General features: G+C 62.9%; 14 protein-coding genes. 8 read left to right on the top strand and 6 right to left on the bottom strand.

The window, feature by feature from the left end; all coding sequences use genetic code 11:
- The first annotated feature begins 230 nt into the window (after window positions 1–230).
- The 5 genes from AC2JAJ_RS07350 to AC2JAJ_RS07330 all read left to right on the top strand — a co-directional run bounded on the left by AC2JAJ_RS07350 (window position 231) and on the right by AC2JAJ_RS07330 (window position 5,863).
- The gene (locus tag AC2JAJ_RS07350; RefSeq protein WP_486416327.1) at window positions 231–1,619 is read left to right on the top strand and encodes a protoporphyrinogen/coproporphyrinogen oxidase; all 1,389 of its coding nucleotides are present in this window, start codon (window positions 231–233) and stop codon (window positions 1,617–1,619) included.
- Between the two features lie 47 nt (window positions 1,620–1,666).
- Window positions 1,667–2,560: a 4-hydroxy-tetrahydrodipicolinate synthase gene (gene dapA, locus AC2JAJ_RS07345; protein WP_486416328.1), complete on the top strand. Its 894-nt coding sequence runs from the start codon at window positions 1,667–1,669 to the stop codon at window positions 2,558–2,560.
- Between the two features lie 2 nt (window positions 2,561–2,562).
- The gene (locus tag AC2JAJ_RS07340; protein ID WP_486416329.1) at window positions 2,563–4,056 is read left to right on the top strand and encodes an aldehyde dehydrogenase family protein; all 1,494 of its coding nucleotides are present in this window, start codon (window positions 2,563–2,565) and stop codon (window positions 4,054–4,056) included.
- 88 nt (window positions 4,057–4,144) lie between these two features.
- Complete coding sequence (locus AC2JAJ_RS07335; RefSeq protein ID WP_486416330.1) at window positions 4,145–5,482, top strand: MFS transporter; 1,338 nt, start codon at window positions 4,145–4,147, stop codon at window positions 5,480–5,482.
- Between the two features lie 117 nt (window positions 5,483–5,599).
- Window positions 5,600–5,863 carry a hypothetical protein gene (locus tag AC2JAJ_RS07330; RefSeq protein WP_486416331.1) on the top strand — a complete coding sequence of 88 codons (264 nt, stop codon included), beginning with the start codon at window positions 5,600–5,602 and terminating at the stop codon, window positions 5,861–5,863.
- 56 nt (window positions 5,864–5,919) lie between these two features.
- Here AC2JAJ_RS07330 and AC2JAJ_RS07325 read toward each other — a convergent pair whose 3' ends face one another.
- Window positions 5,920–6,261, bottom strand: a complete 342-nt coding sequence (locus tag AC2JAJ_RS07325; protein ID WP_461841999.1) for a CBU_0592 family membrane protein — start codon at window positions 6,259–6,261, stop codon at window positions 5,920–5,922.
- A 97-nt stretch (window positions 6,262–6,358) separates the two neighbouring features.
- Between AC2JAJ_RS07325 and AC2JAJ_RS07320 the strand changes: the two genes are divergently transcribed.
- The 3 genes from AC2JAJ_RS07320 (at window position 6,359) to AC2JAJ_RS07310 (ending at window position 8,332) form a co-directional block, all read left to right on the top strand.
- The gene (locus AC2JAJ_RS07320) at window positions 6,359–7,282 is read left to right on the top strand and encodes a LysR family transcriptional regulator (protein WP_486416333.1); all 924 of its coding nucleotides are present in this window, start codon (window positions 6,359–6,361) and stop codon (window positions 7,280–7,282) included.
- Between the two features lie 246 nt (window positions 7,283–7,528).
- Window positions 7,529–7,984, top strand: coding sequence for a prevent-host-death protein (locus AC2JAJ_RS07315; protein ID WP_486416334.1), 456 nt, complete (start codon window positions 7,529–7,531; stop codon window positions 7,982–7,984).
- 3 nt (window positions 7,985–7,987) lie between these two features.
- On the top strand, window positions 7,988–8,332 hold the full coding sequence (locus tag AC2JAJ_RS07310) for a hypothetical protein (protein WP_486416335.1): 345 nt from the start codon (window positions 7,988–7,990) through the stop codon (window positions 8,330–8,332).
- Window positions 8,333–8,938: 606 nt separating this feature from the next.
- Here AC2JAJ_RS07310 and AC2JAJ_RS07305 read toward each other — a convergent pair.
- The 5 genes from AC2JAJ_RS07305 to AC2JAJ_RS07285 all read right to left on the bottom strand — a co-directional run bounded on the left by AC2JAJ_RS07305 (window position 8,939) and on the right by AC2JAJ_RS07285 (window position 13,462).
- A complete protein-coding gene (locus AC2JAJ_RS07305) occupies window positions 8,939–10,519 on the bottom strand; it encodes an aldehyde dehydrogenase (NADP(+)) (RefSeq protein ID WP_486416336.1) in 1,581 nt (526 codons plus the stop codon).
- Between the two features lie 87 nt (window positions 10,520–10,606).
- A complete protein-coding gene (locus AC2JAJ_RS07300; RefSeq protein WP_486416337.1) occupies window positions 10,607–11,023 on the bottom strand; it encodes an ester cyclase in 417 nt (138 codons plus the stop codon).
- Window positions 11,020–11,601: a flavin reductase family protein gene (locus AC2JAJ_RS07295; protein ID WP_486416338.1), complete on the bottom strand. Its 582-nt coding sequence runs from the start codon at window positions 11,599–11,601 to the stop codon at window positions 11,020–11,022. Before AC2JAJ_RS07295 ends, AC2JAJ_RS07300 begins: the two co-directional genes overlap by 4 nt.
- 47 nt (window positions 11,602–11,648) lie before the next feature.
- On the bottom strand, window positions 11,649–12,164 hold the full coding sequence (locus AC2JAJ_RS07290) for a flavin reductase family protein (RefSeq protein ID WP_486416339.1): 516 nt from the start codon (window positions 12,162–12,164) through the stop codon (window positions 11,649–11,651).
- Window positions 12,161–13,462 carry a flavin monoamine oxidase family protein gene (locus tag AC2JAJ_RS07285; RefSeq protein WP_486416340.1) on the bottom strand — a complete coding sequence of 434 codons (1,302 nt, stop codon included), beginning with the start codon at window positions 13,460–13,462 and terminating at the stop codon, window positions 12,161–12,163. The genes AC2JAJ_RS07290 and AC2JAJ_RS07285 overlap by 4 nt, the downstream gene beginning before the upstream one ends.
- Window positions 13,463–13,485: the final 23 nt, after the last annotated feature.

The following is a 13,485-nucleotide window of genomic DNA, read 5'->3' as shown; positions in this document are numbered from 1 at the left end:
GTAACCCCCTTGTTTGATTTGTGATCACATCCTATGGTGGTTTGTGTCACAACGCTTGGATCCCACCTGGGGGAGGGACGCGAGGTTTGGCCTGGTACTCAGCCAATGACGGCAGGTACCTGAAGAGACTTATCTCCTTCTGGTGATCCGCAGAGAGCCACCATTTCCGCAAGGAACCCGGGCGTGCGGTCGCCAACATATCAGCATCAACACAGCTAGGAATGGGAATCATGAAAGACGCAGTTATCGTCGGTGGTGGCCTGGCCGGACTTTCCGCAGCTTGGCGGCTCCGGCACTGGGACACGGTAGTCCTGGAGTCCGGAGACCGGGTCGGCGGTCGCATCCGCTCCGAACGCCGGGGTGACTACTGGCTGAACTGGGGCGGGCACGTCTTCGCCGGTGCCGGATCATCCACCGATGCGCTGCTCAACGAAGTCGGCGTCATGGCCGTCCAGATCCCGGGGTCCCTGCAGGGCCTGTCGATGAACGGAAAGTTCATCAAGAAGGGCCACATCGCCACCTATCCCTTGCGCATCCCGATGTCCCTCTCCTCCCGGGTCGACACCTTCCGCGCCGGACTGAAGGTGGTCAGCGGAGTGGCGAAGTACACCGGGGTGGTCCGGAAGCGTGCGGGGGAGTCCGGTGCCATGCGGCAGCAGCGCATCTACGACTTCGAGAACAACACCTCCTTCCAGGACTTCGTCGGCAACCTCTCCGAAGACGCCGCTGCCCTGTTCAAGACCACCGTCACCCGCTCTGCCGGTGACATGGACCAGATTTCCGCCGGCGCAGGCATCGGTTACTTCAGCCTGGTCCTCGGATTCGGCCAGGGCCTCAGCCGGGGCATCGTCGGTGGCCCGTCCACGCTGACCGAGTCCATCGCAGCCGCCATGGGCAGTGACCGTATCGAACTCGGCGCCGTGGTCCACGAAGTTGTCCATAAAAAGGAATCCGTGCTGGTCCGGTACCGCCAGGATGGCGTTGACCGCGAAGTTGAGGCGCGCACCGTTGTCCTGGCCACCACCGCCGACGTGTCGCACAAGGTCGGTGTGGATCTTCCGGAGGACCTGCGCGGGGCATTGAGCCAGATCAAGTACGGCCCGCACGTCAGCACCGCTTTCCTCACCAACGAAACCACCGCAAAACCCTGGGACGACATTTACGCCATCGCAGCTCCCAAGCGCTCCTTCGCGATCGCCCTGAACCAGGCCAGCATCGTCCGCGGCACCGAATCCGTCCGCAAGCCCGGGGGCAGCTTCATGACGTTCTCCCCGGCAAGCCTGGGCAAGGCCCTGCTGGAGAAGAGCGAAGAGGAAGTCATCAAGACCCACCTCACCGACCTTGACCAGGTTCTGGGCCACGGCTTCGCCGACAGCGTCGTGGAAGCCAAGGTGGACCGGTGGAAGAACGCTTCCCCTTACTGCTTCCCGGGCCGCGCCAAGATCCAGTCCACCCTCATGCGGGGAGCCGACCGCGTCTTCCTGGCCGGCGACTACCTGGGCACCCTCTACACCGAAAGCTCCATCACCACCGGGTTCTCCGCAGCACAGGAAGCCGCCAGCGTCCTGGCCACCCAGCGCCAGGCACCGCACCAGTCCGGACTGTCCGTCGTCGCCTGACCCCCAAACCACTGACCACACCCACGAACTTCCCTAAGGAACCATTCATGTCGCAGAACCTCCGCGGTGTTCTCACCGCCCTCTCCACGCCCTTCAACCAGGACGAAACCATCGATGTCGAAACCCTCCGCCGCATCGTGGACCGCTCCATCGACGCCGGTGTCGACGGCGTGGTTGCCGCAGGCTCCACTGGTGAGGTCGGCGCCCTGTCCTCGGAGGAACGGCTACTGCTCATCGAGACCGTCATCAAGCAGGCCAACGGCCGCGTACCTGTCATTGCGAACACGGGTGCCACGTCCACCGCCGAGGCCATCCGCCTGTCCCAGGCCGCCGAGAAGCTCGGCGCGGACGTGCTCATGCTGATCACCCCGTACTACGAGCCGCTGTCCCTGGACGAGACCGTCACCTACATCAAGGACGTGGCCAACTCCGTCACGATCCCGGTGATGCTCTACAACATCCCTGCCGTTACCGGCGTGAACCTGGACCCGGCCACCGTCCGTGCCCTCGCCGAGGAAGTGGAGAACATCCGCTACATCAAGGACTCCAGCGCCAACTGGGAGCAGGCACTGCAGCTGATCCACCACCACTCCGACGTCATCGGCACCTTCATCGGCTGGGACGTCTACCTCTACAGCGCTCTTGTCGAAGGCGCGGCCGGCGTCATGGCAGGCACCGCCAACGTGGTCCCCAACGAAATCGTTGCCGTTAGCCGCAGCATCGCCGATGGTGACCTGCAAGGCGCGCTGGACCAGTGGAAGAAGGTGTATCCGGTCATCGATGCCCTGCTCTCCGTGCCATTCATCCCCGCAGTCAAGGTCGGCCTGACCCTCCAGGGTCTTACCGCCGGCGTGCCCAAGCGGCCCACGGCAGAGCTCAGCGCCGAGGACCACGCCCGCGTCGAGCAGGCACTCTCCGCCCTCTACCAGACGGTGGCATAGCAATGAGCACGACCAAGACCTCACCGTTCACAGTTGTACGGGCAGAAAACACTCCTGCCCCGTCCCTTCCACCCTTTGGCCAGTTCATTGGCGGCGCGTTTGCTCCGTCCACCTCGGACGAAAAGGTCGACGTCGTCAACCCGGCCACCGAGGAAGTCCTCACCCAGGTGCCCGCCGGTTCCGTCGAGGACGTCGACGCTGCCGTCGCTGCCGCAGTCGCTGCCAAGGCAGCGTGGGCGGCGACAACGCCCAAGGAGCGCGCGGCCGTCCTGCTGCGGATCGCGGACATCATCGAATCCAACCGGGAACTGTTCGAGACCCTGGAATCCGCCAACACCGGCAAGACGGCGATGGTGGCCGAGGACGACATCTCCAGCGCCATCGACACCTTCCGGTTTTCCGCCGGCGCAGCCCGTGCCTACAACACCCTGGGCGCGGACGACTACGCCGAGAACCACACCTCGGTGATCTTCCGCGAACCCGTGGGCGTCGTCGGGGTGATTACGCCCTGGAACTACCCGCTGCTGATGGCTGCCTGGAAGATCGCCCCCATCCTCGGCGCCGGCAACACCCTGGTGCTCAAGCCCTCAGAACAGACACCCCTGACAACGCTCAAACTCGCAGAGCTCATCGCCGATGAAGTGCCCGCCGGTGTGGTGAACATTGTCACCGGGCCCGGACGGGTGGTGGGCAACAGGCTCGCCGAGCACCCGGATGTCGACCTCGTGGCCATCACCGGAAGCGTCGGCAGCGGCCAGAAGGTCGCCGCAAGCGCCTCATCCTCGGTAAAGCGCGTGCACCTGGAACTCGGTGGCAAGGCCCCCGTCGTGGTCTTCGCCGACGCCGACCTTCAAGCCGCCGCCGAGGGCGTGCGTTCGGCAGGGTTCTGGAACGGCGGCCAGGAATGCGGCGCCGCCTGCCGCGTCCTGGTGCACGAATCGGTTGCCGAGAAGTTCACCGAACTCCTCGTCCGGGAAGTCAGCGACATCTCCATCGGCACCCCAGGTACCGGAGGCGACGTCGAAATCGGCTCCATGATCTCCGGCGCCCATTACGAGCGCGTACTGGCCGCACTCGAGGACATCCGCAAGGACGGCCTGACCATCGCCGTGGGCGGCAACGCCATCGACGGGCCCGGCTACTTCATCGAACCCACCGTGGTCACCAACGTCCCCGCGGGTGCCGCGATCGCCAGCAACGAGATCTTCGGCCCGGTGGTATCCGTGGAGACCTTCAGCACCGACGAAGAAGCTGTGACCCGCGCCAACGAGACCATCTACGGCCTCGCGGCATCCGTGTGGACCAAGGACAGTGCCCGGTCACTGACCGTGCCGCGGCAGCTGGACTTCGGCACGGTCTGGGTCAACTCGCACCTGGTCATCGCCACCGAGATGCCCTGGGGCGGCTTCAAGGGCTCAGGCTACGGACGGGACCTCTCCAGCTACGCCCTTGACGACTTCTCCCGCACCAAGCACGTCATGTACAACCGCGGATAAGGCCAGGTCGACAATGTCCCAACGCCAACTTCTCAAAGAAGCGAACAAGGCGAACCCCTCTGTCCTTCCCAGGTCGCCAGGAGTGATCATGTCTTCCATGAAGAACCAAACGGCCCACAAGGCTGTTGCATCAGCGGCCAGCAAACGACGGTTCCTGATCAGAATGGTCACTGTCCTGATCGGCGGAATGGTGCTGGACGGCTACGTCCTGGGTATCATCGGTCCGGTGTCGGGGACCATGGCCCAGGACCTGCACCTAACGGCCCTGTGGCAGGGCCTCATCGCCGCCGCCGCCCTTGTCGGCATCCTGATCGGATCACCTATCGGTGGATGGGCCTCCGATAAGTGGGGCCGCAAGCCGATCTTCATGTTCGACATCGGAATTTTCGCCATCGCCTCGGGAATGCAGTTCTTCGTCGACTCACCGGTATTGCTCGTTGTGGTCCGCCTGCTGATGGGAATCGCGATCGGCACCGAATATGCCGTGGGCTGGCCCCTGATGGCTGAGTTCTCACCCTCCCACCTGCGCGGACGCCTGATGGCCGCCATGGGGATTGCCTGGTACGGCGGCTTCATGGTCGCATTCCTGACCGGTCACCTGCTCAGCACATACACGCAGCTGAGCTGGAACTTCATCCTCGGCACGAGCACCTTCATCGCAGTGGCCATCTTCCTCGCCCGGCTCGGAATGCCCGAGTCACCACGTTGGCTGTGGAGCGTTGGACGCAAGGACGACGCCCGTTCCCTCGCTGCTAAATACATGCCCGAGGACGCACTCGAGGACGTCCAGAACGAAGACGTCCGCAAGGGCAGCTTCGGGATGCTGTTCTCCAAAGAATACTGGCGGTCAACACTGTTCATCTCGGGCTTCTGGTTCTGCGCCGTGACACCCTACTTCGCGATCGCCACATTCGCAGACAGCGTCCTGGACCAATACGGACTCTCGGGCGGCCTCGCAGGCGGAGTCGGCCTTTCCGCCGTCGCCCTTGCAGGCGTGATCGTCACCTTCCTGCTGATCGAAAAGATTGGCCGACGTGCCCTGACCGTCCCGCCGCAATGGTTGTGCGCCATTGTCCTGGCAATCATTGGGCTCTGGGCCGGTGCGCCGGCCATCATCGTGCTGATCCTGTTCCTGGTCTTTTCATTCTTCAACGCCGGATACAACACGTTGACGAACGTCTACCCGGGTGAGGTCCTCCCGACCGAAATCCGCGGAATCGGAACAGGCTTCGCGGCTGCCGTCAGCCGGGTCGGGGCAGGCATCGGCACCTTCCTGCTTCCGATATCAATGCAGAACCTTGGACCAGGTCCCACCATGCTGATCGCAGCCGGGGTCGCATTCGCCGGAGCCGCGTTGTCCCAGTGGCTCGCCCCGGAAACCAAGGGCAAAACGCTCACGGAAGCGGCCGCCGGGTACGCACACTAGCTACGACCGCCTCCACGCCGGCCGCTTTCCCTTCTTCTGTATGAGCTTGCCCCGAGGTATCGGGGCAAGCTCATACAGAAGACCATGACGACTCAATAACGAACAGGAACCTGAGCTTTGGACAAGCGACGCATCAAAGACTGGACGATCCTCCCCGGGGCAAGTGTCGAGATCCGCCAGCTGGGGACCAGCGTTTGCAGCGGCTATGTAGACGCAGTTACTGACGACGGGAAAATCCTCTGGGTCAGCTCTCCTGCACAAAACCGCAGGCTCTTCGAAAAGGCTGATTTCTACGAGGCCTGGGCAGCGGAGGACCGAGACGGTTTCCATTACGAAGTCACCAAGAGCCTCGAAAATGCAGATGAAGTATCGGCGGAGTAAGCCCCAGACTAGTTCGAGCGTTCGTTCACCATTCCGGGCCGTGCGGCATCAGCAGGCTATGCGGAACATGCCGCCCGCGGCGGCTCAATGACGGCGAGCTGGCCGGTAGTGTCCGGAACGCCGGGAAGTTGCACCGGCGGCGCTTCGCCGGAAGCCGCACCATAGTCCGCACGCATCCGAAAGAGTGCGACAGCGGAAATCAGGAACCAAGCGACGTTCGTGGCAACGGAAGGCCAAGCTCCATGGAAGGCGCTGTTAATGATGAATGCGCAGGCACCCACGAGGTTCGCACTCTGGAATGCCCGCCCGGTCTTCAGCCAGCCCATAGACACGGCGAGGTACGCTCCGAGTATCGCGACGGCGCCAGCCCAACCGGCAACTTCCCAAACCAGTTCCATCTTGCCCCTTCCGTAATCGTTACCTGGCAATTGTCCGGGGCCCAAGAGATGTAGTTCAATTGCATTCTTCTGAAGACCTCGTTTAGGAATGCTTAACATGGATCTGGACCCCCGCCGGCTACTTGTGCTTCTGGCCGTCGCCCGGACCGGGGGCATCCTCGCAGCTGCCGACGAGCTGCGCCTGACGCCATCCGCCGTGTCCCAGCAGATCAACAAATTGGAGCGCGAAACGGGCCACGCGCTGGTGGTACGTACTCCGAAAGGCTCAGCGTTGACCCCCGCAGGCGTAGCGATTGCGGAAGCCGGCGAAGAAATCGAACGCGCGCTCAGCGTGGCCCAGGCCCGAATGGAGGGCGGCGCCGAAGTGGCCGGCGAGGTGAGGGTGGGCGGCTTTACAAGCTTCATTCGGACACTGGTGATTCCACGTCTCCCCGAATGGCGGAATCAGTACCCCCAGCTAAAGATCCGCATCATCGAGGACGATTTCCCGGCGTTGATGCGGCTGCTGCGTCAACGCCAGCTTGACGCAGTGGTGGTCGAATTGGATTCGACCACGGCCGCACAGCTTTCACTCGGCGCCGGCATGATCGAGGAACCACTGCTAGACGAACCCTGGAAGCTGGTAGTCCCCTCCGGAGCACTGTTTAGCACCGAAAACGTGGACCTTGGTCGCCTGCCGCTCCCGTGGCTTGGGGTGGACTCCTCAGCCGCAAACTCCACGGTACTCGGAAGGCTTCGCCAGTCGACTGGCGCCAACATTGAGACAGTGCACCAGTACCAGGAAACCCTAACGGCCCTCGCGCTGGTCGCTGCCGGCGAGGGAGTGGCCATTGTGCCCACCCTGGCGCTGGCCGGCGTTGTCCATGACGGCGTCGAGATCTTGGACATCCCCGGCCTGGGGACGCGTCGCATCGTTCTGCGACGGCTTGACGGCCGCCAGCGTAACAGCACGCCGGTGGATACCGTCGCCCGGCTGCTGCGCGAATCAGCCGCGGCCTTCGATACGCGGTCGGCGTCCTGACAGGCGCCGATTATCCCACCCCCTCTGGAAATGCGCCCATATCTCCGCAGTCCCGTTCGTTGCAAACGGCGGTTGCGGGACCAGGGCTAAGCCTCCTGGCCGGGGGAGAACGCGCTAATGAAGGTGGGAAATGACCCCGCTTGGCGCCCCTCCCCCGGCTATTTCAGAGAGCCGATAATGGAAATTCCGTCAACTGTGCGATTTGGCTGGTGGACTTCAGAACATGATCTGAAGTAGTGTTGAGTCATGAGCGCAGCAGTCACTTCCCGAACGACTTTCCAGTCTTCCGAGCTAAGCCGTGCTTCCGCTGAGGCCTTTGCGGCTGCAGCAGATCACCCGATTCAGATCACGCGTCGTGATGGCGAGTCTCTCATTCTGATGTCGGAGAGCGCTGATCGGGAACGCGCTGCTCTCCTTGAGCTGGCCGCGCAGTTGATTGCCGTAACTACCAGCAGCGAGGGAACGCTGGCCACCCGGATGAGTGATCGGTTTCCGTGGATGCTTGCCTTGAGCGAGGCAGACCGAGAAGCGTGCTCCACTGAAATTGTGGCGGCGGCGCGTGCGTCTTTTGCCACTAACCAGCCTCATTTGGCGGTCGCGGAATTAAATGCGTGGCGTGAGACGGCAACTGCTATCGCTGCCGGCCTTGGCGGGGAAACTATCGAATGGCTTGACAGTGCCGAAGCTGTCGAGCGCCCCTGAGGGATGGCGAAGAATGAAAAGGTCGAGAGGCCGACTAAGAAGAGTGAGTATGAGCTTCGGTTCGCGTCGGTGCAGGCTAAACGCGGCTGGACGGACCTTAAAGCCACGACCAAGAACGCGCTGGTGGATTCATGGGACTTCCTGACGCGGACACCGCAACTGACGACACCGACCAACTACCGACTGCGTGGTGAGCTGGGCCGCATATCGCGAGACGGTATTACCCACGACAGGTGGCAGCACAAGCCCACCCTGAAAGGTGATGCGCGCATCTGGTTTTACGTCGTGGGCCAAGTTGTTTACCTGGAACAGGTCCACACGAGCCATCCAAACGAAACGAAGTCCTAGCAGTCAGACATCAACGAGGCCGCCGAATTTTCTGCGGGCAGCGGTTGGAAGCCTCCGCGAATCGGCGGCCGGATCCGAAGCGCAATGTGTGAACGAGAGGCCGGTTGCTGCTAATGAGGTGGATCAGCTCAAGACTAACTTCGAGGGCCGCTGCGCCGCACTCGTCCAGTACGAGCAATCAGAGGCGATGCTCGGCTTCTGTGTCAGAGTGGCGGCGGAACCCCAATTAATTGACATCGGCTCATCATGTTCTCAGACTTCACCCTGACAATCGGAGCGGAAGAAGACTGGCCCATTTAGGCTAACAATCGTCCAAATAGCCAGAATAATCGGGCTACTGGAAAGAGGTTCGTCCGCGGGGCGGGCGATGTCACCACTTGCCGACGGACAGGTGTCTGAGCACAAAGGGGTGCTCCACCGACAGCCGAGTTCTCCCTTGTCAAATGCCCTAGACGTCAGGTTGGGGTGTACCTCAGCTTGGCTAAAGCTTTACATGCGGCAAAGTGGCCGAGGCTCATCACGGGGTTTGGGTTTCCGGTCCCGGGCGACTCGTTGCGAGAGGCGTGCCCGGGACCGGAAGTTCAGGATGAAGCGTGGGTTTCCCGTTTAGTTCTTTTCGGGTTGGCCGTCGATGAGTCGGTCGACGTTCCAAGGGTTGGCGTCCTGCACGGGCGCAGGGCGCAGCTCCTCGGGGAAGTTCTGGTAGGACACCGGACGGAGGAAACGGTGGATGGCCAGGGTTCCCACCGACGTGGTTTTGGAGTCGGAGGTGGCGGGGTAGGGCCCACCGTGCACCATGGCGTGTCCTACTTCAACACCGGTCGGCCAGCCGTTGATGATGATTCTGCCTACTTTGCGTTCCAGCGCCGGGATGAGGGGAGCGGCGGCACCGTAGTCAGCTTCGGTGAGGTGCAGTGATGCAGTCAGTTGGCCGTCGAGCTTGTTGGTGGCCTCGATCAGGTCTTCAATGTTCTTGTACCGGACAACCAGGCTGGCCGCGCCAAAGATTTCTTCGTGCAGGACTTTGTTGGTGGTGAACGCGTCCAGGTCAGCGCCGAAGACTGCAGGGGCCGGGGCGTTGGCGGTCGGGCCCTGCTTGCCGCGGCCGATGAGCTCTACTTCCGGTACTGCTTCAAGGGTCTTGTAGCCGTGTTCCCAGGCGGATGCGATACCGCCGCTGAGCATTGTCTGGCCGGAAAGGGCTGTCACGGCTGCGGTGACAGCTGCTGCGAAGCGTTCTCCTGCCTCTCCGGCGGGGGCGAAGACCAGGCCGGGGGAGGTGCAGAGCTGTCCTGAGCTGCCGGTTACTGAGGCAACGTATTGCTGGGCGAGGGTTTCTATGTCTCCGGCCAGCGCGCCGGGGAAGATGTAAACGGGGTTGATCGAGGACATCTCGGCGTAGACCGGGATGGGTTCGGGCCTCGCGGCGGCGGTGCGCATGAGCGCGGTGCCGCCACTGCGCGAGCCTGTGAAGCCTACGGCTTTGATGGCGGGGTCGGCGACGAGTGCTTGACCGATACTTGCTCCCGACCCATAGACGAGGGAGAACACTCCGGGGTGCAGGCCGAGGTCGCGGACAGCTTTGACGATGGCTTGGCCGACGAGCTCGGCCGTGCCGGGGTGTGCGTTATGGGCTTTGACGATGACAGGGCATCCAGCGGCGAACGCGGAGGCGGTGTCACCGCCAGCTACCGAGAAGGCGAGCGGGAAGTTACTGGCCCCAAAGACGGCGACGGGTCCGAGTGGAATCTGGCGAAGCCTGAGGTCCGGCCGGGGCAGGGGAGCCCGGTCGGGGAGTGCAGGATCGATCCGGACGCCGCGGTAATCGCCTTGGCGAACAACTTCGGCGAACAGGCGCAGCTGACCGGTGGTGCGGGCGCGTTCGCCCCGCAGCCGTTCGATGCCCAGCCCCGTTTCGGTGGACGCGCGTTCGAGCAGTTCCTCACCGATTGCTTCGATGTTTTCTGCGATGGTGTCCAGGAACCGGGCATGCAGTTCGGGTTCCAGAGTGCTGAAGGAATCGAAAGCTTCGGTTGCGGCTTCGGTAGCACTCTTGAGCTGATCTTCGCTGATCAGGGTGTATTGGGGCTGCAACTGCTCGTCGGTAGCCGGGTTGATCCCGTGGGTGGTGCCGTTGGACCCGGGTATGGTTTCCCCGGCAATTAGCGAGTGTCCGTTGAGAGTCATGATCACGCCTCCTGGGCGGTGGGAAGTGCGGGTCAGGGTTGCCGTAGCCCGGTATGGAGCTATGGCGCGTGGTTGGCCGTGTTGGGCTTAGGCGTTGCCGGGGCCCAGGTGCCAGATGTTCAGGGCTGCGAGGAGTTCGCGTGGATCCCAGACGACCCATTCTTCGGCGAGGAGGTCGTTTTCGAAGCGGAGGAAGGATGCGCCGGTAACGGTGATACTGCGTCCGGTTGCGGGGACGTCCATGAAGTCGCCCTGGTGTGTTCCCTGGGTTTGCCAGTGGATCGCTGCGGTGTCTGCGTCTTCGACGATGTGCAGGATGTCGGTCGTCATGTCAGGGAAGGCGGCGTGCATGGCTTCGATGGTCTTGCGCAGCTGTGCGTAGTCTTCGCTGCCGGACTTGGACCGGCGCACGTAGTTCGGTGCGATCAGTTGTTCGAAGGTGGCGAGGTCTCCGCCGCCCCAGCCCTTGTTCCAGGCATCCAGGATTGTTTGTTTGCGGCTCATGATGCACTCCTTGCTGGCGCGGTTTCGGATGCCGCGGGGGCGGCTGATTCCGGGACCGGGATCTCGATGGGCTGGTATTGGCCGAACTTGCCGCCGCGGAACAGCAGCGCGTTGCCGGTTCCTTCCGACATGTTCGTCACGGCACCGACCACCATGTAGTGGTCGCCGACGACTACTTCTGCAGTCACGTGGCAGTCGATGTAGGCCGTGGCTCCCTCCAGGTGGGGGGTGCCGAGGGGGCCGGGGGTGCAAGGCAGGCCCTCGAACTTCTGGGGCCCTTTGCGGGACAGTGACTTGCAGATGGCGATTTGGTCATCCGACAGGATGTTCGCGGTGAACTTCTGCAGTTTGCGCAGCTTGGGCCAGCTGGAGGAGGACTTGTCCACGCAGAACATGACCAGGGGCGGGTCCAGAGAGAGGGACTGAAAGGTGCCGACGACCAGGCCGAGCTTTTCATCATCGTCATTGATGCCGGTGATGGCGGTGACGCCGGTGGGCAGTTTGCCCAGGATCTGGCGGTAGATCGCCGGGGTGATGTCGTTGTCCGGCGTCTTTTCTGTGGTGGGGGTGATATCCATGTCTGGGTGTCCTTGCGAAGGAAAGGGCGCAGTGCTGGGTGCGCGGTTCAAGCGGTTTCGCGGAAGCTTCCGAAGCGGCCGCCGTGGAAGATGAGCGGGGCCGAAGCCCGCTCAGCGGGTGTCATGTCCAGGACACTGGCGATGACGACGATGTGGTCCCCGGCCGTGAACTGCTGTTCAACGCGGCAATCGAACCAGGCAAGGGAGCCGTGCAGGTGCGGGGTGCCCCACGCGGACTCCGACCAGCCGACAGAGTTGAGCTTGTCCTCTCCCTTGGCGGACAGGGCCCGGCAGACCTGCTGCTGGTCCTCGGCGAGCAGGCTGACGCTGAAGGTCCCGGCCTGAGAGATCTTGGGCCAGCTGGTGGAGGAGTGCATCACGCTGAAGGTCACCAGCGCCGGCTCCATGGACAGGGACGCGAACGTTCCCACGATCATGCCGTTCTGGGCGGCGGTCACCGGGTCGGTGGAGCAGAGGGCTGCGACACCGGTGGGCAGGTGCCGCATGACGGCGCGGTAGGTGTCGGAGTCGATGGTCCTGGGCGCAATGGCGGTGGCGGTCATGACTGTTCCTTCAGTTCCTCGTGGACGTTGCGGCTGGCGCGCAGGCCGGATTCGATGGCGCCGTCGAAGAAGCCCGCCCAGATGTTGGCGATGTCTCCGCTGGCGAAATGCAGGGCGCCTTCGCTGGCCTGCTGCGCAGCGTGGTATTTGGTTAGCTGGCCGGGGCGCTGGACCAGCCAGGTTTCCTCGGCGTAGGGGTCTTCGCCCCACTTGTGCCCGGTGACTTCGATGACTTCAAGGTCGTCACGCCATACCTTGATGGCTTCCTGGACCTGCTCTTTACTGGTGACGTCGATCCGGTTGCCGTCGGCGCCGAAGCCGACCAGGACCGCGTCGGTGTCGGTAACGAACTCGGTCCGGATCACTGACAGGGGCTTGTCCTGTGCGGAGTAGGCAAAAAATGGCTTGATCGGACCTTTGACCCGGATCCAGGCCTTGACGCCCTGGGACGCGGTCTTTTCCCGGCTCGGGGCCAGCTTGCCCTCGGACAGGGCAGGCTGGAAATTAAGCTTGTGCAGGATGTTCACCGGCAGGGTGATGACAACCTTTTTCGCCTGGATCTCCTGGCCTTCGCCGTAGGCGATCGTGGCGCCGTTGCTGTCGTGTCGAACGCTGGTGACGGGGGCTTCGAAGCGGATGTCTGCGTTGGTGTCCGCTGCGATTGCCTTGGGGAGGGTGTCATTTCCGGCCTTGATGCGGTAGATCGCCGAGGCTTCGTGCATGAGGTGCCAGTGTCCTGAGGCACCAGCGGTCCAGCGCAGGGCGTTGACGTAGGCGCACTGGTCGAGCGGGGCGTTGAAGTGGCCCACCCAGGCGGCCTCGTTGGCATTGCGCTCGTCCTCGGACAGGTCCAGCTTGTCCAGCATTTCCTGCAGGTTGTACTGATCAACCTCGGCAAGGTTATCCACCGTCAGAGGTGCATCCGGCCGGGGCAGCCACTTCACGGTGTCCTCGAGCAGCCGGGTCATGCCCGGATCAATCAGGGCCATGAAGTCATCCAGGTTGCCGCGGCGCACTTCGTCACCGGCCAGCCAGTAGGTTTCCTCCGAGCGCGGGCCGCGGGAGACCTCAAGTCCGTAGCGGGTGACTTCGGCCCAGACATGCGGCTGAGTCCAGTGCAGCCAGTTGCCGCCGAGCTCGAGTTTCTGTCCCAGGCGGTCCTCGGTCCACAGGCGGCCGCCAATCCGGTCCCGGGCTTCCAGGACAACGACTTTGTGGCCGCGGTTGCAGAGTTCGCGTGCGGTGATGAGGCCGGCGAGGCCGGCACCGATGACGACGACGTCAGTTTGTTCAGTCATTGCAAAATCCTTTGGTGTTAATT

The organism is Arthrobacter sp. MOO21 (assembly GCF_057369995.2).
This window is presented reverse-complemented; position numbering and strand designations above follow the sequence as displayed.